We start from the raw sequence: 17,572 nt of genomic DNA, 5'->3' as shown, positions 1-17,572 counted from the left end.
CAGGCCGTCGTTTTGCGTGTTCGTGGCTTCACACTCGCGGAACTTCTGACGCGAGCCGTGGGGCCCGACAGCTCTTCGCTCGACTCGTTGGAACCGCCCGGGACGGCCGGAGTGCCACTTCGGTGGCATTCGAAGCGGATCTGTTACGAGGAGTACAGCGGTGGCGCAAGGCACTGTGAAGTGGTTCAACGCGGAGAAGGGCTTCGGCTTCATCGCTCAGGACGGCGGTGAGGGTGACGTGTTCGTGCACTACTCGGAGATCGACGGGCGCGGCTTCCGCACCCTCGAGGAGAACCAGCGAGTGGAGTTCGAGGTTGGCCAGGGCCAGAAGGGCCCGCAGGCCCAGAAGGTCCGCCCGATCTGAGACAGGCCCAACGCGTTTTCTCAGGCCTGAGTAAGGAACTCCCGGCGAGTCACTCGCCGGGAGTTTCTTTTTGTTGTTGTGTGACACCGTTTTGTTGACACAGCGTGGTTTCACTGACGCAGCGTGACTTCCGGTCACGAAAACGCCCCCGGCGCTGGTGCACCGGGGGCGTTTCGTTGCGTTCGTTGCGCTGCGGTCAGCGGGGAAGAAGCGGTTCGTCGAAGGAACCCTGGGGGATGCTGAACTCGTCGGTCATGGCGTCGGAGTGCCGGCGCTCCTGGGCCGACGCGGCCTGGCCCTCCCAGGAGAGGCGTTCCATGATCCACTCCATCGCCAGCGCCTGCGGGGAGATGTCGCGCTCGTTGGCGATCTCCTTGAGCTGCTGGCTCGCGATGAGGTTCATGCGCAGCTGGTAGACCTGCGCTTCGCCGAAGCGCTTGCCGGTCCCGGTGCTTTCGGGATCGGAGTCCGGAGCGAGAGCCGCGAGGTAGCTGGTGAGCTCCTTGTCCTCGACGACTTCTTCGCCCGCCGGCTTGGCGGCGTTGCGGTGCCGTCCGGACGAGACGGCCTTGAGGTTCGTACGGCTGCCGAGGCGGCCGAGTGAGGGAAGAGGCACCCGGACACGATAACGGTTGGGTCTCGGCAAACAAACGACTGTGAGACACGACACAAGCAATTCGGTCGCTCATTGAGCCTATTCGATCACCTGATCAGCCCAGCGGATAAACGCCGTTCAATGACCGTCTGTGGGCGTGCTGTTCACGCGTTGCGCAAGGCGGGTTTCAGCAGGTCGGCACACAAAAGTGCGGAAATGGAGAGACCCCCGCGCCAGGGGGAGGAACGCGGGGGTCGGAGGGGATCTCCACAGGCGCTGACCGGGGGTGTGTCAGCACCATCGATTGTTGCACGAGTTCCGGGCTTGGGCGAGTGGAACCGGTGAGAAATCCACACTCCGGTTCACATTCACGATCTTGTGAATGCGTCCGGCGATTGCGCAGAGTTGTGCGGAGAGTGTTCCCAGGTTCACTCTCCGGGGGGCTGCCTGTGGCGCATTCCTCTGGTTAGCCTCGCGGCCAGTTGTTCAGAACCGGGCGGAGGGGCCATGAGCGGGTCTGTGGAAGTTCGACAGTTCCTCCTTCGGTACGAAGGTGCCGATGGCGGAAGCACGTCACTGACCGGCGGCGGCGTGCCGACACAACGCGGGGCCACCGACGGCCAACGCGTCTCCGACGACCAAGTGCGGCGCGCCCGCCTTGCCGTCGCCAACGGCGCACTGGGGGTCGAGGACTGCGCCCAGTTGTTGGAGATGCTCGGCCTCGATCTCGACGAGGGCGGACAGGCGCCGGTTCAGCGCTGAGTGCTGTCGTCGTTCGGGGTTCGGCTTGTCTGGCGCGGCTCGGCGGCTCGGTGTGGGCTGTCGTGTGACTTGTTGACGGTTCCGGGGGCGGCGGGTCTTCGGTGTCTCCGGTGTCTCGGGGCCGGGCTGATCGCCGGACTTGATCGACGCCCGCTGGGGCCGACGTCCAGCTCGATCGGCCAGTCAGCGCCTAGGATCACTGTTGTCGCAGGTCATGAGCTTGCCGGAGAGTTAGTCACCCCCCGGTGTAAAGCGGTGGGGGCGTGCCCTATGCTTGTAATCGCTCCCGGGGGAACCTGAGAGCGCGGTCGGTCGGTTCGCCGAAACCGGCTGGGCTCCCATCGTTCAGTGGCCTAGGACTCCGCCCTTTCAAGGCGGCAACGCGGGTTCGAATCCCGTTGGGAGTACGCAGTACTGTAGTACCAGTAAGGCCCTGTGGCGCAGTTGGTTAGCGCGTCGCCCTGTCACGGCGAAGGTCGCGGGTTCGAGTCCCGTCAGGGTCGCAAGATCGTTCGGCTCCTAGCCGGCGTTCCCGGCCAGGTAGCTCAGTTGGTACGAGCGTCCGCCTGAAAAGCGGAAGGTCGCCGGTTCGACCCCGGCCCTGGCCACCGCTCGAAGAAGCCGTCTTGACTCAGGTCAAGGCGGCTTTCTTGTTTTCCGGACCGAACTTGGTGCGCATGGCACCAACGCGGGGCGACGATCGCGAACGAAGCGTGGGGGTTGCGCGGACGTCGCGGTGGAAGCGGCTCGTCCCGTCCTCACGGGACGAGCCGTCCCGATGATCGTGCTACTCGCTGCGTTTCGGTTCGGCCCCCGGCGTTGTGGTGATCACAACCGGTCGGCGAGGGTTTTCGCCAGCGTGGTGTAGCCGGCGCGCAACCCGTCGTTGCGGGTGACGGCCAAGGAGAGGTGGGCGATCCGGGTCACGCCGTGGCTCGGCTCGATGACCGCGATGTCGGTGCCGTTGCCCTTGCTGAGGCAGTAGATCGCGCCTTCACCGAGCGGCTGCGCCTTGTCAGCGCATTCCTGTTCGGCGACTTGCAGCATTGTCTTCTGCGCAACCATTGTCGGCGTGTCGGCGACCTCGAGGGCTCCCATCAGGGAACCGGGGTCGTCGGCGCGGTGGTACTTGCAGGTGTAGACGGTGAGCCCGCCCTGGATCGACGGGATTTGTTCGCTGCTGTCGTAAATGTTCGGGTCGCCGAACGCCTTCGCGATCTCCGCCGGGTCCAGAAACGGACACGCCGCAGTCACCTTGGCCGGCGACACCGCGGGCACGAACGGCGCCGGGGGAGGGCTGGCGCTCGTGGTGGGCGCCGGATTCCCGCTGGAGGCGGCCGCCACCACCGCTCCGCTCCCACCGTTCGAACACCCCGCGGCAGCCGCCACCACGAAGGCGGCGGCGATGAATCTTCGAGACAAACTCATGCACCGAATCCTGCCGGACTTTCCCGGAATTCCCGCTCTCGGTGATCCACTCGTGATCACCCGGAGTGACCTGTGCGCGAGATTTGTCTGCTGTGCGTGGTTGCGCGATCCGGTTGTGCGGGTGGCGTGGCGGGAGCTCCTGCTGTCGTTGATGCCGGAGACACCGGCGTCCGTGGTCGATCTCGGTTGTGGCACGGGCAGTCTGGCCGTTCTGCTGGCCGAGGCGGGTTACGAGGTGTGCGGGGTGGATCTGTCGCGCCGGATGCTGGCGCTCGCCGAGGACAAGGCCGCGGCGGCTGAGGTCCGGGTCGAGTTCCGCCATGGCGACGTGGCTGATCCGCCGGCGGGGGCGTACGACGTGGTCCTCAGGCGGCACGTGCTGTGGGCGATGCCCGATCCCGCCGCCGCGGTCGCGCGGTGGGTCGGGCTGCTGAGGCCAGGCGGACGGCTTGTGCTGATCGAGGGCCGGTGGTCCACCGGGGCCGGGCTGACCGCGGCGGAATGCGAGGCGCTGGTGCGAGGTCACCGTCGGGAGGCGCACGTCAAGAAACTGGACGATCCGGCGCTGTGGGGTGCGGAGATAGAGGACGAGCGGTACGTGGTGGTCAGCTGAGCCTGAACGCGGAAAAAACTTCACGAAGCCATGTCCGGACCACCACCCCGGCTCCGACCATCCGGTGAAACCAACACCGAAGGAGCCACCATGAAGTACCTCCTCACCCTCCACATGACCCCCGCCCTCTGGGACACCCTCCCCGACGACGCCAAGCAGGACGTCTACGACGGCCACGACGCGTTCATGAAGAACAACGCCGCCGAGATCGTCGAGACCAAGGCGCTGGCCGAGCCGGGGGAGAGCACCACCGTGCGGGTCCGCGACGGCAAGGCCCAGCACGAGACCGGCCTCCTCAACGGCAGTGACACCTTCTTCTGCGGCTACTACGTCGTCGACGTGCCCACGAAGACCCGGGCGATCGAGCTCGCCGCGCAGATCCCGGACGCGAAGCACACGGCGGTCGAGGTGCGGCCGGTGGTGCACGAAGCTTGACCTGCACCACGGTCGAGGTTGCAGAGTGGTGACCATGACCGGGGAGTGGAACACCGACGCGGTGGACGTCGACGCGTATCTCGAGCGGGTCGGGCGCCCGCGTCGACCACCGTCAGCCGAGGGGCTGCGGGAGTTGACGCGGGCGCACGTCGAGACGATTCCGTTCGAGAACGTGGACGTCGTGCTCGGGCGGCATCGGGGGATCGGGCTGGACGTGGTCGGCGAGAAGCTGATCACGCGGCAAAGGGGCGGCTACTGCTACGAGCAGGCCGGCCTCTTCGCGGCCGTCGCGGAGTGGCTCGGGTACGACGTGCAGCGGACGGTCTCGCGGGTGCAGCCCGACCGGGGCGGGCCGTACACGCACATGACGTTGATCGTCACCGTGGAGAACACGCCGTATCTCGTCGACGTCGGGTTCGGGTCCGGGATGCTCGTGCCGATGGCGTTCGAGGACGGCGCGGTCGTGGACCAGGGCGGGTGGCCGCACCGCCTCATCCGCCGGGGCGACTGGTGGGTCTTCCAGAAACAGGACGAGGGCGGCTGGGAAGACCTCCACGAGCTCCTCCCGCAGGTCCACAGCAGGCCCGTGGACTACGAGGTCTACACCACTACATCGCCACCCACCCGAAGTCGGTGTTTTTCGGGCGGCTGATCCTCATGCGGCTCGAGGAAGGCCGGCTGCGCCGCATGATCGGGCGGGAGCTCACCGAATCCCGGCCCGGTGCGGCGGACGAGACGAGGACGATCGCGCCCGAGGAGCTGGAGAAGACGTTGGTGGACCTCGACATCGTGCTCACCGACGAGGAACTCGGCGCACTGCTGAAGGTCTACTGAGCGAACAGCTCCGCGGCCGGCAGCGGCCGGCCCAGGTGGTAGCCCTGGGCCTGGTCGCAGCCGAGCTGACGCAGCAACGCCAGCTCCTCGGCCGTCTCCACGCCCTCGGCGACCACGGTCAAGCCGACCGCGTGCGCCATCGCGATGATGCTCGCGACGATCGCCGCGGCGTCGCGGGAGTCGGCGATGCCGGTGATGAACGAGCGGTCGATCTTCAGCGTGTCCAGCGTCAGGCGGCGCAGCTGTGCCAACGACGAATAGCCCGTGCCGAAGTCGTCGATCGCGAGGAGCACGCCGAGGGAACGCAGTGCTGCCAGCACTTCCGCGGCGGCGACCTCGTCGCGCATCAGCGCGCTCTCCGTCACCTCCAGGCACAACGCGGACGGCGGCAGGCCCGTCGTCGCCAGGGCGTCGCGCACGGCCGGCACCAGCTGCGGGTCTTCCAGCTGGCGCACGGAAAGGTTCACCTTCAACGACAGGTCCAGACCGCGTGCGGAACGCAGCGAAGCCACCTCACGCGTCGTGTCGCGCAGCACGAACTTGCCGATTTCGTTGATCAGCTCGCTTTCCTCGGCGAGCGGGATGAACTCCGCGGGCGAGACCGCGCCGTGGACGGGGTGGGTCCAGCGCAGCAACGCTTCCACGCCCACCATCTCGCCGGTGGGCAGGTCGACCACGGGCTGGTACGCGGGCCACAACTGTCCACTGTGGACGGCGTCGCGCAGGTCCTGCTCCATGCGCAGCCGCCGCTGCATGCGCTCGCGCAGGGCGACGTCGAAGAACTCGTAGCGCCCGCGACCGAGGGCTTTCGCTTGGTACATCGCGACATCCGCGTCCCGCAGCAGGTCTTCGGCGCTGCGCTGGTCGCCCGCCGCGACGAGGACGATGCCGATGCTCGCGTCCACGTGGAGCTCGCGCCCGTGCACGGAAATGGGCTCCGCCAGCACCGAACGCAGGTGCGCCGCGAGCGAGCGCACCTCGGCGTCGGCCGTGGCCCCGGCCGTGACGACCACGAACTCGTCGCCCCCGAAGCGGCCCACCACGTCGGCCGCGGCGGTGGCGCGGCGCAGGCGTTCGCCGACGATCCGCAGCACCTGGTCGCCGACGGAGTGGCCGAGGGAATCGTTGATGATCTTGAACTTGTCGAGGTCGAGGAACAGCACCGTGGTCGGGCTGACGCGGTCGCGGCGATCGAGCCGGTCGAGCACGAGCGTGCGGTTGGCCAGACGGGTCAACGGGTCGTGGGTCGCGTCGTGGGCCAGACGGGCGCTGATCGCGCGGCGCTCGGTGATGTCGGTGAACGACGTGACGACCGAGACGCCGGCAGGGTCGTCCGGGTTGAGCAGCCGCGACGTGAGCGCCACCCACACGTCGCGGCCGTCGGCGCGGCGCAGGCGCAGGACGAGGCCGTTGTGCGTGACCCCGGTGCGGCGGGTGGAGATCGACGGCAGCTCGTCCTCGGCCAGCCGGTGCCCGGACTCGTCGAAGAGCACGAGCGACGAGCACGGCACGCCGATCAGCTCGTCGGCCGGCACGCCCAGGATGCGGCTCGCGGCGGGGTTCACCGACTCGATCAGACCTTTCGAGCCCACGACCAGCACGCCTTCGTCGAGCGCGGCGACCACCGTGCGGTAGTGCTGCTCCGCTCGGCGGCGCGCGGTCTCGTCAGTGCAGACGAGCACGTGGCCGTCATTCATCTCAGCTGCGGAAACGCGGATCGAGAGCGGAGCCCCTTCGCGATGGTGGTGCGTCTGCTGCACCACGCATCCCGCGAGCTGGATCGCCGCGGGATCGGGATCCGCGCCGAGCAGCTCGCGCGCCGGGCGGCCGACGGCTTGCGCGGCGGTCCACCCGTACACGGTCTCCGCCGCGGGGTTCCAGCTCGTGACGATGCAGTCCGCGGTCACCGCCACGATCGCGTCGCTCACCTGCGACATCAGCGCGGCCTGCGCGGCGGCGGCCCGGCGGCCGGCGACGTCGCGGATCACGACCTGGATCGCCGACGCGGCCTCGTCGCCGGCGCGCAGCGACACCGTCTCCACGGCGAACGTGCTGCCGTCCACCCGTTTCACGACCGTTTCGACCGGTTCGCCCCCGGGCGCCGCGCCGCGATCCCGTTCGGCGACCACGAAGTCGGTGACCGGCCGGCCCACGACCTCGGTCGTCGACTGTGCGCCGAAGAGATCGAGCGCCGCGGGGTTGGCGTAGGTGATCACGCCGCTTTCGTGCACACAGGTCGCGTCGGCGCTCAGCTCCACGAGCCGCCGGTAGCGTTCGGCCAGCTCCGCGAGCTGCGCCTCGGCTAGGGCGTCGGCCTCCATAGTGCGTCCGGTCCCCCTGTGTCGGCGTGTGGCCCGTCGATTACACCACCAAGGGATCTCTCGTGTATATGCGCCGGGGAACCTTCGTATATCACGCGCCGTCGGGCCCTGGCTCCGCGAATTCCGTCGGTGTCGCGCGCCCTAGACGCCGGTTCAGGGAGTCGCGAAGCCGCGGGCCCCAGTAGAAGAGGCCGAAGTGCGCCGCGCACGCGTGGCCGAGCACGGTCACCACGGAATCGAGGTCGCCGGGCGAATCGGATACCCAGACCACGGCGATGAACAGCTCCATCACCACGAGCGCAGTGATCCTCAGCCGGCCGCGCAGCAGGAACACGAGCGCGCCCGCCGTGGTGAAGAAGCCGTAGCTCACGCCGATGTCGAGCCAGCGGCTCGCGGTCGTCGGCAGCACGCCGCCGCTGATCAGCAGCATCACGGGCACTTCCGTGGCGAGCGTGGCCAGCACGTGGCCACTGAAGAACACGATCGCCGTGCGGCCGGGCCCGAACCGGCGTTCGAGCGGGGCGAGCGCGATGGTGAAGATGATCGCGTAGGCGAGCCAGCCGCCGTCTTCGAGCCACAGCGCGCTGCTGAGCAGGGAGACGAGGGGGCGGCGCCAGAGGTTGTGGGCGTCGGTGCTCGAGAGCTGCAGCAGCTTCGCCGTGACGACGGGGTCGGCGAAGCGCAGCACGAGCGTGGTGCCGAGCAGGACGATGAGGTAACCGAACGTGAACGGTGTCGACCGCGGAGTCGGCAGCGCCCGCGCGGAGCTGCGGCCCACTGCTCGCCAGGTCAGCGTCACCCGGGTGGGTGCGGCCGCGCCGACGAGCCGGTGGTTCCACCAGCCTCGGAGGGTGACCGGCTGTCGGGCTCGCAGCAGCATTACTCCAGGCTCTCCGGGCATCCTGGGAGTTTCGCTAAGGGCAGCTGTGAAAGCGCTGTGATTCTCACCCGCTAGAGTGACGCACGCTGCGTAGAATTTTCTGTCATTATTCACCCGTTCGGTGGCCTGGTGCGGTAAGAATGGCCCACTCCTGGTGAAAGGCCCGCTGGTGGACGAAGAGGTTTCGGTCGCCGAACTGCTCGTGCGCGAAGGGTGGGGCGAACGTCTGCCACCGCCTTCGCGGTCGCGCTGGCGCATGGTTGCCGTGATGGTGGCCGTGGTCGTGGGGTGTGGCGCCGCGGCGATCCTGGTGTCGTTCGGCACCACGGCGAACGACGAGGCCACGCGCCTGACCGAGATGAAGGTCATCGAGATGCCCGACCGCACCGACGGTGCGGGTGGCGTCTCGGAGTCGAGCCCGCCACCGGCCACGATCGCGGGGTCCGGGCAGGGCCAGGACTCGAGCTCTTCGAGCGACGACGAGACCACCGAGGCCAGCGCCCCGAAGATCACGTCGATCATCGACCCGCTCAACCCGCGCGGCGGCGGCGAGCCCGGCACGACGTCGAGCAGCGACTCCGGCACCGCGACCAGCGGCTCCGACTCGCCGACCTCACCCACCGGCACGCAGCCCGGCTCGGGCGGCTCCTCGTCGGACAACCAGCCTCCGCCGCCTCCGCCCCCGTCGACCACGACGAAGCCCAATCGGCCGTGTGTCCTGGGCATCCTCTGCATCTGAGTTCGGCTGCTCGAAGGCGAACACAAACGCGGTGCCGAACCCTCGAGGTGACGCGGGAAGTGCTGCGGTGCGCGGAATCCGACCCGCACCGGCGCTCGTGCCCGTGGGTCAGCTGCCGTCGTCCGGCATCAGCGGCCGCATGAAGCTGCGGCGGTACCGCACCACGCAGCCCGACTCGTCGCGGATGCGATCGGCCTCGATGAAATCCGGGTCGATGCCGAAGAGCGCGCGGTACTGCTCGTCCGCGGCGAGGCTTTCGAAGCTGAACAACGCCCTGGCCTCGTCGCTCGCGCCTTCGGCGGGCAGGAAGTAGCCGTGGTGCACGCCGCCTCGCGGGTGACCAGGCGCATCCACGCCTGCGCGAAGCGTTCGAACTCGGTGATCTTCGCGGGATCGATGACGTAGTCGACCACGCAGGTGATCACCGGCCCCACACTCGTTCGGCGGTCGAGACGATGAGCTCGAGCTTGCGCAGCTGGTCGTCCGTGGTGAGCTCGTTGCCCTCCTCCGTGGAGGAAAAACCGCACTGCGGCGAGAGGCAGAGCTGGTCGATGTCGACGAAGCGGGAAGCTTCCTCGATGCGGCGCACCAGATCGTCCGCGTCTTCCAGCTCGGGGCGTTTCGTGGTCACCAAGCCGAGCACCACGCGTTTGCCCGGCGGCACGAACCGCAGCGGCTCGAAGCCGCCGGAGCGTTCGTCGTCGAACTCCAGGAAGAAGCCGTCGACGCCGAGCTCACCGAACAGGGCCTCGGCCACGAACTCGTAGCTGCCCGAAGCCGCCCACGACGAGCGGAAGTTGCCGCGGCACAGGTGGGTAGTCACGCTCATGCCCTCGGTCCGGCCGCGCAGGGCCGCGTTGATCTGCTGGATGTTGCGCAGGTGCAGGGTGTCCGGGTCGCCGCCCATGCGCGCGACGAGCTCGCGCTGCGCCGGGTCGTTGAGGTACGCGAGGCTGGTGTCGTCGAGCTGCAGGTACGTGCAGCCGAGCTCGCCCATCGCCGTCAGCTGCGCCGCGTACGCCGTGGCCAGATCGGCGAAGAACTCCTCCAGATCCGGGTACACAGTCTCGCTCACCGCAGCCCGGCCGCCGCGGTAGTAGATCATGCTCGGCGACGGGATCGTGAGCTTCGGCGTGATGCCGGCGTCCACGTGGGACTTCAGGAACGCGAAGTGCTCGGCGAAGATCGGCTGGTCCAGCCGCACGCGGCCGTCGACCTGGAGGCCGGGCGGGCTGAACTCGAGGTCGCCCGCGAGGTTGTGGAACTTCACGTGCAGGCGCTCGTCGCTCTGCGAGATGCCGCCGAGCGAGTAGATGAAGTCCATGTGCCACGACGCGCGGCGGAACTCGCCGTCGGTGGCCGAGGACAGGCCGGCGACCTTCTGCATCTTGATCACGTCGCGGATCGCGTCGTCTTCGACGGCCTTCAGCTGTTCGGCGGTGATCTCACCCGCGGTGTGCCGGCGGCGGGCGTCGCGCAGAACCGGCGGCCGCAGCAGGCTCCCGACGTGGTCGGCGCGGAAGGGGGGACGCGGAGTCATGCCCCGATCGTCACACACAAACCGGCGGTATGCGTCGTGAGAAGATGCGCGATCGGATCCGCGTGAAAGGGCTGCCACCCATGACCAAACACCCGGTCGACCAAGGCCTGCCCGCCGGGCGGCTGCTCCTGCTCGGCCTGCAGCACATGGCGATCATGTACACGGGGTCGGTGGCCGTGCCGCTGATCGTCGGCAGCGCGCTGAAGCTCGACGAGGCGACGATCGCGTTGCTGGTCAACGCCGACCTCTTCGTGGCCGGCATCGCCACACTGGTCCAGTCCATCGGGATCGGCAAGCTCATCGGCGTGCGGCTGCCCGTGGTGGCCGGCGCGACGTTCACCGTGGTCAACCCGATGATCCTGATCGCCTCGCAGTACGGGCTCACCGCCGTGTACGGCTCGATGATCGCCTCTGGCGTGTTCGGGCTCCTGCTGGCGCGGCCGTTCGCGAAGATGATCCGGTTCTTCCCGCCGTTGGTCTCGGGCACGTTGCTGCTGGTCATCGGCGTCTCGCTGCTCGGCCCGGGTGCGGCGATGATTGCCGGCCACGACACGGAGGCGCCCGACTACGCGACCCCGTCGCACCTGGGCATCGCGCTCGGCGTGGTGGCGCTGATCGTGCTCCTCACGCGGGTGCTGCGTGGGTTCGTCGCGCAGATCGCGCCGCTGGTGGCGCTCGCCGTCGGCCTGATCGTGGCGATTCCCCTTGGCCTGACGCACTTCGGCGACGTGGGGGAGGCGAGCTGGTTCGGGCTCGCGTCCCCGCTGCACTTCGGCGCGCCGACGTTCCCGATCGCCGCCGTGCTGTCGATGTGCGTGGTCATGCTGGTGACGTTCACCGAGTCCACCGCCGACATCATCGCCGTCGGCGAGATCACCGGCCGCCCGGCCACCGACGCCGACGTCGCCCGCGGCCTCGCCACCGACGGCCTGTCCGCCATCCTCGGCGGCTTCATGAACTCCTTCCCCGACACCGCGTTCGCCCAGAACGTCGGCCTCGTCCAGATGACGCGCGTGCGCAGCCGCTGGGTCGTCGCCGTGACGGGCGGCCTACTCGTGGTGATGGGCCTCGTGCCGAAGGTCGGCGCGGCGATCGCCTCGATCCCCGAACCGGTCGTCGGCGGCGTCGCGGTGATCATGTTCGCCATGGTCGCCGCGGTGGGCGTGCAGAACCTCAAGAAGGTCGAGTTCTCGGGCAACCACAACACCTTCATCGTCGCCGTGTCCCTCGGCGTCGGCCTGCTGCCAGCCTTCGCCACCGACCGCTTCGGCACGTCCATCTTCTTCCAGCACTTCCCCGCGTGGCTCCAGACCATCTGCGGCAGCCCGATCACGCTGGCGTCGATCCTGGCGTTCCTGCTGAACCTCCTGTTCAACCACCTGGGGGCGAGGAAGGATCCGGATCTGCTGTCGGCGCCGTAGGGGTGCTTGACTGATACCCATGCGGCACAACGCGCAGCGGCCACCGTCGGTCGTGGAGCGGGTGTTGGACGTGCTGGGCGCGTTCACGTCCGAGCGACCGGTGCTGACGCTGTCCGAGCTCAGCCGGCGCGCCGGCCTGCCGTTGTCGACGACGCACCGGCTGGCGGGTGAGCTCGTGCGGCGTGGGGCGTTGCAGCGCGACGAGCAGGGGCACTTCCGCGTGGGCCTGTGGCTGTGGGAGGTGGCGTCGCTCGCGCCGCACGGGGCGCAGCTGCGGGAGAGCGCCATGCCGTTCCTCGAGGACCTCTACGAGGCCACGCACCAGAACGTGCAGCTCGCCGTGCTCGACGGGGCCGAGGTCGTGTACCTCGAACGGCTTTCCGGGCGCCGCGCGGTGAACGTGATTTCGCGCGTGGGTGGGCGGCTGCCGTTGCACGCGACGGGCGTCGGGCTCGTGCTGCTCGCGCACGCGCCGGCCGAGGTGCAGGAGCAGGTGCTCGGGCTGCCGCTCAAGCGCTACACCAGCAAGACGATTCGCTCGGCCGAGCAGCTGCGCCGGGTGCTGGCCGATGTCCGCCGCAATGGCTACGCGGTGAGTGACGGCCAGATCGAGCTGCCCGCCCTGTCGGTCGCGGCGGCGGTGCACGGCGCGTCGGACACCGTGGTCGCGTCGATTTCCGTGGTCGTGCCGGCCGAGGGGACGGACCCGTTGACGCTGGTGCCGGCTGTGCGGGCGGCGGCGCGCGGTATTTCCCGGACGCTGGGCGCCACGCTGCGGCTTTCCGAAGACGCGCATCGCGAGACGCACTGAAATCTGAACCCACACTCCCTTCCACTGAGTGGAAGACGTGCTGTGTTTCAGGTCCGCGAAGCAGCACTCTGAGGGCCATCCCGACGACGTGAGGAGGCCCGGTGATCACCCTCGACGACGATCCGTTCGCGGATGCGGTCCTCGCCGACCCCGTGCCGCTGCACCGCCGGCTGCGCGACGCCGGCCCCGTGGTGCGCCTCGTCCGCTACGACGTGTGGGCGATGGCCCGCGCCGACGAGGTCACGCGGGCGTTGACCGATCCCGAGACGTTCTGCTCGTCCGCCGGCGTCGGGCTCAGCGACTTCCGGAAGGAGACGCCGTGGCGCCCGCCGAGCCTGCTGCTGGAGGCCGACGCACCGGAGCACGACCGGGCCCGCCGCACCGTGACGAGCGTGCTCACGCCGAAGGTCGTGAAGACCTACCGGGACACCTTCGCGCGTGAAGCGGAGAAGCTCGTGGCCACGCTGGTGGAGCGCGGCGAGTTCGACGCCGTCGCCGACTTCGCGGAAGCCTTCCCGCTGAAGGTCTTTCCCGACGCCGTCGGCCTGCCCGCCGAGGGCCGCGAGCACCTGCTGCCGTACGGAGCCATGGTGTTCAACGGCTTCGGCCCCCGCAACCACCTCTTCACCGAGGCCATGGAGCGCGGCGCCGTGGCCCGCGAGTGGATCGCCGAGCACTGCCGCGCCGAGAACCTGGCGCCGGGCGGGCTCGGTGCGCGGATCCACGAAGCCGCTTCAGAGTTCAGCGAGGAAGAGCGCGCGCTGCTCGTGCGCTCCTTCCTGAGTGCCGGCGTCGACACGACCGTCCACGCGCTCGGTAACGCCGTGTTGTGCTTTGCGTCGTATCCCGACCAGTGGGCCGCGCTGCGCGAGAAGCCGGAACGCTCGCGTGCGGCGTTCGAAGAGGTCGTGCGGTTCACGTCGCCGGTGCAGACGTTCTTCCGCACCACCACGCGCGACGTCGAGATCGGCGGCGAGCGGATCCCGGCGGGGGACAAGGTGCTGCTCTTCCTGGCCGCCGCCAACCGCGACCCGCGGCGCTGGCCCGACGCGGACACGTTCGACATCACGCGCCGCGCGGCCGGCCACGTCGGGTTCGGCTCGGGCGTCCACGCGTGCGTCGGCCAGATGTTCGCGCGGCTCGAAGGCGAGGTGCTGCTCGCGGCGCTGGCCCGGCGCGTCACGACGATCGAGCTCGCCGGCGAGCCGCGGCCCCAGCTGTCCAACACGCTGCGTGGCCTCGCATCGCTGCCGGTGCGGGTGCGGTGAGCGGGATGCCGAAGGTCACCTACGTGCAGCCCGACGGGACCTCCCGCACCGTCGACGCCACTGTCGGTCGCTCCCTGATGCAGGTGGCACTCGACCACGGCGTGGACGGGATCGTGGCCGAGTGTGGCGGTAACGCCATGTGTGCGACCTGTCACGTCTACGTTGCTCCGGAGCGTCTCGACGATCTTGGGCCCTTGTGCTCAGATGAAGAGGAGATGTTGGACTGCACGGCCAGCCCGAGGGCGGCCACCAGCAGGCTGTCCTGCCAGCTACCGGTGACCGAGGACCTCGACGGTCTGGTCCTGCGCTTGCCGGAGGAGCAGTTATGACCACAGGATCCTCGTCCGAGACCGTGCTCGTCGCCGGCGGCGGCCAGAGCGGCTTCCAGGCCGCGGCTTCGTTGCGGGACAAGGGTTTCACCGGGCGGGTGGTCCTGGTCGGAGACGAGCCGGGCGTGCCGTACCAGCGGCCGCCGCTGTCGAAGGCCTACCTCAAGGGCACGGCGGGCGAAGAGCAGCTGCGGTTGCGGCCGGAGGACTTCTTCGCGGAGAAGGGCATCGAGCTCGTGCCGGGGCGGGTGGCTTCGGTGGACCGGGCTGCCTCGCGGGTGGTTCTGGAGTCGGGCGAGGAGCTGGCGTATGACCACCTCGTGTTGGCGACTGGCGCGCGCAACCGGGTGCTGCCGGTGCCGGGGGCGGATCTCGACGGCGTGTTGATGCTGCGTACGCGGGATGACGCGGATCGGCTGCGTTCGTCGTTGGAACGTGCTTCGAACGTCGTGGTCATCGGCGGCGGGTTCATCGGGCTGGAGTTCGCCTCGCACGCCGGGCGGCCCGTGACGGTCGTGGAGGCGCAGGACCGGCTGCTGGCGCGGGTGGCGTCGCCGGAGGTGTCGGAGTTTTTCAAGGAGCTGCACGAAAAGGCCGGGCACACGGTGTTGCTCGGAACAGGTGTTACGGCTCTGCACGGCGACGGGCACGTCTCGTCGGTCGAGCTGGCCGACGGCTCGCGGCTGCCGGCCGACCTGGTCGTGGTCGCGGTCGGCGTGGTGCCGGAGACGACGCTTGCTTCGCAGGCCGGGCTGACGGTGACCAACGGTGTCGTCGTCGACGAGCACCTGCGCACCGAGGACTCGAAGATCTTCGCGATCGGCGACTGCGCCAACTTCCCGTGCGTCCACGCGGGCGCGGCGACGCGGCTGGAGTCGGTGCAGAATGCCGTTGACCAGGCCCGATGCGTGGCCGCGGCGATCACCGGCGACGCCGCGCCGTACGACAGCCTGCCCTGGTTCTGGACCGACCAGACGGACGCGAAGCTGCAGATCGTCGGCATCCTCGCCAACGCGGACCAGACCGTGGTGACCGGCGACCGTGCCGAGGGGCGGTTTTCCGTGCTGTCGTTCCGCGACGGTGTGCTGATCGCCGTCGAGTCCGTGAACCGCCCGCCCGACCACATCGCCGCGCGCCGGCTGTTCACGGCGGAGCTGCGTCCGTCCTACGCCGACCTCGAAGCCAGCTCGTTCGATTTGAAAGCCCATGTGAAGTCGCGTTCCGCGGCTTGACGTATTCGTTCGGAGGTCCCCCCGTTGCGTACCCAGGTCGCTGTGATCGGCGCCGGCCCGGCCGGGCTGCTGCTTTCGTACCTGCTCCACTCCGAGGGCGTGGAGGCCGTCGTGCTGGAGGCGCGCGACCGCGAGTATGTGCGCCAACGCGTGCGCGCGGGGGTCTGCGAACAACCGACGGTCGAGCTGCTGACGGAGATCGGCCTCGGCGATCGGCTGGTGCGGGAAGGCTTGCCGCACGAGGGTTTCTCGCTCCGGTTCGACGGCCAGGACCACCGGATCGCGCTCACCGAGCTGACGGGCCGGTCGATCACGGTGTACGGGCAGCAGGAGATCGTGAAGGACCTCGTGGACGCGCATGAGCGTCAGGGTTTGCCGTTGGAGTTCGAGGTTTCGGACGTTGCTGTGTCTGATGTGGACACTTCGCGTCCGGTGGTCCGTTATGTGGACGCTGCTGGTGTTTCGCAGGTTCTCGAATGTGACGCCATTGTCGGCTGTGACGGTTTCCATGGTGTATCCCGTCCGTCCATTCCGGACGGTGGGTTGCAGTTCTTCGAGCGGGAGTACCCCTTCGCGTGGCTGGGTGTTCTGGCGCAGACGCCGCCTTCGCACGAGGAGCTGATCTACACACACCACCCGCGTGGCTTCGCCTTGCACAGCATGCGTTCCCCGGAAATCACGCGCCTTTATCTGCAAGTCGACCCTGGCGAGGACCTCTCGGCCTGGTCCGACGACCGCATCTGGTCCGAGCTGTCGTTGCGCCTGGCCGTCGATGGCGAGTTCACCCTGCGCGAAGGCCCGATCCTCGACAAGGGCATCACGCCCATGCGCAGCTTCGTCGCCGAACCCATGCGCCACGGCCGGCTGTTCCTGGCCGGCGACGCCGCCCACATCGTGCCGCCCACCGGGGCCAAGGGCATGAACCTCGCCGTCGCGGACGTCCGAGTCCTCTCGCGCGCCTTGGTCTCGCTGGCCAAGGGCGACCCCACCCCGGCCGACGCCTACTCCGACACCTGCCTCCGCCGCGTCTGGCGCGCCGAACACTTCTCCTGGTTCATGACGACCATGCTCCACACCGACCCGGGCGCCGACGCCTTCGCCCGCCGGCTGCAACTGTCGCAACTCCGCTACACGGCTTCGTCTCGCGCTGCGGCGACGAGTGTGGCGGAGAATTATGTGGGGTTGCCGTTCGGGGGTTGAGGCTTCGCTCTTGCTTGGGCTCGTGAGTGGGCCTTTCGTGCCATGCTTCGGTCGCTGAGTGGCCCTCTCGCGGCGTGGCGCCGGTGCGAGAGGACCTTTCGCGCCGTGGGGTGGTCGCTGAGTGGACCGCCGGAACGAGTGGACCTTTCGTGCTGCGCGGCGGCCGCGATTTCGTGACGTGGGGCGGCTGCGATGGGACCTTTCGTGCTGTGAAGCGGCTGCGATGGGACCTTTCGTGCTGTGGGGCGGCCGCGATGGGACCGTTCGTGCGTCGGTGGGTGAGCGAACGGTCCCTTCGTGCTGCCGTGGCAGGGTGAGCGGACTGCCTGCGCGCAGGTGAGTGACCGAGTCGACCGAGTTGGCGGCGAGTGGACTACTCGCGTGACGTTGCCGACGTGAGTGGACCGCTCGCCCTGTGTCGGCGCCACGAGGGGACCATTCGTGCCGCTGTGATGGCACGAGCGGAGCTCTCGCGCCACGTTGCAGTCGCCAGCGGACCTTTCGCGCCGCCGCGTCGATGGGGCGGGACCTTCGCGCAGTGCCGCTGCGACTGGACCGTCCACCATTCCGCGATGTCGCGAGTGGACCTTTCACGCGGTGATGCGGGCGCGAGTGGACCTTTCACGCGGTGATGCGGGCGCGAGTGGACCTTTCACGCGGTGATGCGGGCGCGAAGTGACCTTTCGCGCCGCAGGCGAAATGGCGCGAAGGGACCATTCGAACCAAGCCCCGCGCGCGAGCGGACCGCCGGCTCCCCGCCGCCGCACCGATGCGAACCCGTCGCCAAGGGCGCTTGACTC

General features: G+C 68.9%; 19 protein-coding genes and 3 tRNA genes. 16 read left to right on the top strand and 6 right to left on the bottom strand.

Annotated elements, in window-relative coordinates:
• The first annotated feature begins 160 nt into the window (after window positions 1–160).
• Entirely contained in the window at window positions 161–364 is a 204-nt protein-coding gene (locus QRX50_RS05600; protein ID WP_020669570.1) for a cold-shock protein, read from the top strand.
• Between the two features lie 196 nt (window positions 365–560).
• On the opposite strand, the gene QRX50_RS05595 is transcribed toward QRX50_RS05600, so the two are convergent.
• Window positions 561–980 carry a hypothetical protein gene (locus QRX50_RS05595; RefSeq protein WP_285970894.1) on the bottom strand — a complete coding sequence of 140 codons (420 nt, stop codon included), beginning with the start codon at window positions 978–980 and terminating at the stop codon, window positions 561–563.
• Between the two features lie 486 nt (window positions 981–1,466).
• On the opposite strand from QRX50_RS05595, the gene QRX50_RS05590 reads away from it, so the two are divergent.
• The 4 genes from QRX50_RS05590 to QRX50_RS05575 all read left to right on the top strand — a co-directional run bounded on the left by QRX50_RS05590 (window position 1,467) and on the right by QRX50_RS05575 (window position 2,329).
• Window positions 1,467–1,721, top strand: a complete 255-nt coding sequence (locus QRX50_RS05590) for a hypothetical protein (RefSeq protein ID WP_285970893.1) — start codon at window positions 1,467–1,469, stop codon at window positions 1,719–1,721.
• Between the two features lie 334 nt (window positions 1,722–2,055).
• A tRNA-Glu gene (locus QRX50_RS05585) sits at window positions 2,056–2,128 on the top strand.
• Between the two features lie 22 nt (window positions 2,129–2,150).
• A tRNA-Asp gene (locus QRX50_RS05580) sits at window positions 2,151–2,224 on the top strand.
• A 31-nt stretch (window positions 2,225–2,255) separates the two neighbouring features.
• Window positions 2,256–2,329: transfer RNA gene (locus tag QRX50_RS05575), tRNA-Phe, on the top strand.
• Window positions 2,330–2,549: 220 nt separating this feature from the next.
• Here QRX50_RS05575 and QRX50_RS05570 read toward each other — a convergent pair.
• A complete protein-coding gene (locus QRX50_RS05570; protein ID WP_285970892.1) occupies window positions 2,550–3,149 on the bottom strand; it encodes a hypothetical protein in 600 nt (199 codons plus the stop codon).
• Here QRX50_RS05570 and QRX50_RS05565 point away from each other — a divergent pair.
• From QRX50_RS05565 to QRX50_RS49400, 4 genes are all read left to right on the top strand, one after another.
• Window positions 3,127–3,762 carry a class I SAM-dependent methyltransferase gene (locus tag QRX50_RS05565; RefSeq protein ID WP_353074092.1) on the top strand — a complete coding sequence of 212 codons (636 nt, stop codon included), beginning with the start codon at window positions 3,127–3,129 and terminating at the stop codon, window positions 3,760–3,762. The two genes, QRX50_RS05570 and QRX50_RS05565, sit on opposite strands and share 23 nt — an antisense overlap.
• A gap of 90 nt (window positions 3,763–3,852) precedes the next feature.
• Entirely contained in the window at window positions 3,853–4,197 is a 345-nt protein-coding gene (locus tag QRX50_RS05560; protein WP_285970890.1) for a YciI family protein, read from the top strand.
• Window positions 4,198–4,231: 34 nt separating this feature from the next.
• Window positions 4,232–4,849, top strand: a complete 618-nt coding sequence (locus QRX50_RS05555; RefSeq protein WP_353074091.1) for an arylamine N-acetyltransferase family protein — start codon at window positions 4,232–4,234, stop codon at window positions 4,847–4,849.
• 5 nt (window positions 4,850–4,854) lie between these two features.
• The gene (locus QRX50_RS49400) at window positions 4,855–5,031 is read left to right on the top strand and encodes a hypothetical protein (protein ID WP_353074090.1); all 177 of its coding nucleotides are present in this window, start codon (window positions 4,855–4,857) and stop codon (window positions 5,029–5,031) included.
• Here the strand turns inward: QRX50_RS49400 and QRX50_RS05550 are convergent.
• Both QRX50_RS05550 and QRX50_RS05545 read right to left on the bottom strand, forming a co-directional pair.
• The gene (locus QRX50_RS05550) at window positions 5,025–7,352 is read right to left on the bottom strand and encodes a sensor domain-containing protein (RefSeq protein ID WP_285970889.1); all 2,328 of its coding nucleotides are present in this window, start codon (window positions 7,350–7,352) and stop codon (window positions 5,025–5,027) included. The genes QRX50_RS49400 and QRX50_RS05550 overlap by 7 nt on opposite strands.
• Window positions 7,353–7,443: 91 nt before the next feature.
• Complete coding sequence (locus QRX50_RS05545) at window positions 7,444–8,232, bottom strand: rhomboid-like protein (protein WP_285970888.1); 789 nt, start codon at window positions 8,230–8,232, stop codon at window positions 7,444–7,446.
• Window positions 8,233–8,386: 154 nt separating this feature from the next.
• Here QRX50_RS05545 and QRX50_RS05540 point away from each other — a divergent pair, with 154 nt between their 5' ends.
• Complete coding sequence (locus tag QRX50_RS05540) at window positions 8,387–8,971, top strand: hypothetical protein (RefSeq protein ID WP_285970887.1); 585 nt, start codon at window positions 8,387–8,389, stop codon at window positions 8,969–8,971.
• Between the two features lie 108 nt (window positions 8,972–9,079).
• On the opposite strand, the gene QRX50_RS05535 is transcribed toward QRX50_RS05540, so the two are convergent.
• The gene (locus QRX50_RS05535) at window positions 9,080–9,325 is read right to left on the bottom strand and encodes an NIPSNAP family protein (protein WP_434533240.1); all 246 of its coding nucleotides are present in this window, start codon (window positions 9,323–9,325) and stop codon (window positions 9,080–9,082) included.
• A gap of 67 nt (window positions 9,326–9,392) precedes the next feature.
• Window positions 9,393–10,511 carry a 5-methyltetrahydropteroyltriglutamate--homocysteine S-methyltransferase gene (locus QRX50_RS05530; protein WP_285970886.1) on the bottom strand — a complete coding sequence of 373 codons (1,119 nt, stop codon included), beginning with the start codon at window positions 10,509–10,511 and terminating at the stop codon, window positions 9,393–9,395.
• A gap of 80 nt (window positions 10,512–10,591) precedes the next feature.
• Here QRX50_RS05530 and QRX50_RS05525 point away from each other — a divergent pair, with 80 nt between their 5' ends.
• The 6 genes from QRX50_RS05525 (at window position 10,592) to QRX50_RS05500 (ending at window position 16,772) form a co-directional block, all read left to right on the top strand.
• Window positions 10,592–11,932, top strand: coding sequence for a nucleobase:cation symporter-2 family protein (locus QRX50_RS05525; protein ID WP_285970885.1), 1,341 nt, complete (start codon window positions 10,592–10,594; stop codon window positions 11,930–11,932).
• A 19-nt stretch (window positions 11,933–11,951) separates the two neighbouring features.
• Window positions 11,952–12,743: an IclR family transcriptional regulator gene (locus QRX50_RS05520; protein ID WP_285970884.1), complete on the top strand. Its 792-nt coding sequence runs from the start codon at window positions 11,952–11,954 to the stop codon at window positions 12,741–12,743.
• Between the two features lie 101 nt (window positions 12,744–12,844).
• Window positions 12,845–14,011: a cytochrome P450 gene (locus QRX50_RS05515; protein ID WP_285970883.1), complete on the top strand. Its 1,167-nt coding sequence runs from the start codon at window positions 12,845–12,847 to the stop codon at window positions 14,009–14,011.
• A 5-nt stretch (window positions 14,012–14,016) separates the two neighbouring features.
• On the top strand, window positions 14,017–14,340 hold the full coding sequence (locus QRX50_RS05510; RefSeq protein ID WP_285970882.1) for a 2Fe-2S iron-sulfur cluster-binding protein: 324 nt from the start codon (window positions 14,017–14,019) through the stop codon (window positions 14,338–14,340).
• Window positions 14,337–15,572, top strand: a complete 1,236-nt coding sequence (locus tag QRX50_RS05505; RefSeq protein WP_285970881.1) for an NAD(P)/FAD-dependent oxidoreductase — start codon at window positions 14,337–14,339, stop codon at window positions 15,570–15,572. The genes QRX50_RS05510 and QRX50_RS05505 overlap by 4 nt, the downstream gene beginning before the upstream one ends.
• 24 nt (window positions 15,573–15,596) lie before the next feature.
• The gene (locus tag QRX50_RS05500; RefSeq protein WP_285970880.1) at window positions 15,597–16,772 is read left to right on the top strand and encodes a 4-hydroxybenzoate 3-monooxygenase; all 1,176 of its coding nucleotides are present in this window, start codon (window positions 15,597–15,599) and stop codon (window positions 16,770–16,772) included.
• Window positions 16,773–17,572 lie beyond the last annotated feature (800 nt).

This window comes from Amycolatopsis sp. 2-15 (assembly GCF_030285625.1).
Taxonomy (GTDB): domain Bacteria; phylum Actinomycetota; class Actinomycetes; order Mycobacteriales; family Pseudonocardiaceae; genus Amycolatopsis; species Amycolatopsis carbonis.
The sequence above is the reverse complement of the archived record's forward strand: the minus strand, read 5'-3'. Positions and strand labels throughout refer to the sequence as shown.

What these genes read in the sequence shown, in the direction of transcription:
- QRX50_RS05520 (WP_285970884.1), top strand. Translation starts at nt 11,952, where the DNA reads ATGCGGCACAACGCGCAGCGGCCACCGTCGGTCGTGGAGCGGGTGTTG.
- QRX50_RS05555 (WP_353074091.1), top strand. Translation starts at nt 4,232, where the DNA reads ATGACCGGGGAGTGGAACACCGACGCGGTGGACGTCGACGCGTATCTC.
- QRX50_RS05530 (WP_285970886.1), bottom strand. Translation starts at nt 10,511, where the DNA reads ATGACTCCGCGTCCCCCCTTCCGCGCCGACCACGTCGGGAGCCTGCTG.
- QRX50_RS05565 (WP_353074092.1), top strand. Translation starts at nt 3,127, where the DNA reads ATGAATCTTCGAGACAAACTCATGCACCGAATCCTGCCGGACTTTCCC.
- QRX50_RS05560 (WP_285970890.1), top strand. Translation starts at nt 3,853, where the DNA reads ATGAAGTACCTCCTCACCCTCCACATGACCCCCGCCCTCTGGGACACC.
- QRX50_RS05525 (WP_285970885.1), top strand. Translation starts at nt 10,592, where the DNA reads ATGACCAAACACCCGGTCGACCAAGGCCTGCCCGCCGGGCGGCTGCTC.
- QRX50_RS05550 (WP_285970889.1), bottom strand. Translation starts at nt 7,352, where the DNA reads ATGGAGGCCGACGCCCTAGCCGAGGCGCAGCTCGCGGAGCTGGCCGAA.
- QRX50_RS05505 (WP_285970881.1), top strand. Translation starts at nt 14,337, where the DNA reads ATGACCACAGGATCCTCGTCCGAGACCGTGCTCGTCGCCGGCGGCGGC.
- QRX50_RS05545 (WP_285970888.1), bottom strand. Translation starts at nt 8,232, where the DNA reads ATGCTGCTGCGAGCCCGACAGCCGGTCACCCTCCGAGGCTGGTGGAAC.
- QRX50_RS05510 (WP_285970882.1), top strand. Translation starts at nt 14,017, where the DNA reads ATGCCGAAGGTCACCTACGTGCAGCCCGACGGGACCTCCCGCACCGTC.
- QRX50_RS05570 (WP_285970892.1), bottom strand. Translation starts at nt 3,149, where the DNA reads ATGAGTTTGTCTCGAAGATTCATCGCCGCCGCCTTCGTGGTGGCGGCT.
- QRX50_RS05590 (WP_285970893.1), top strand. Translation starts at nt 1,467, where the DNA reads ATGAGCGGGTCTGTGGAAGTTCGACAGTTCCTCCTTCGGTACGAAGGT.
- QRX50_RS49400 (WP_353074090.1), top strand. Translation starts at nt 4,855, where the DNA reads ATGCGGCTCGAGGAAGGCCGGCTGCGCCGCATGATCGGGCGGGAGCTC.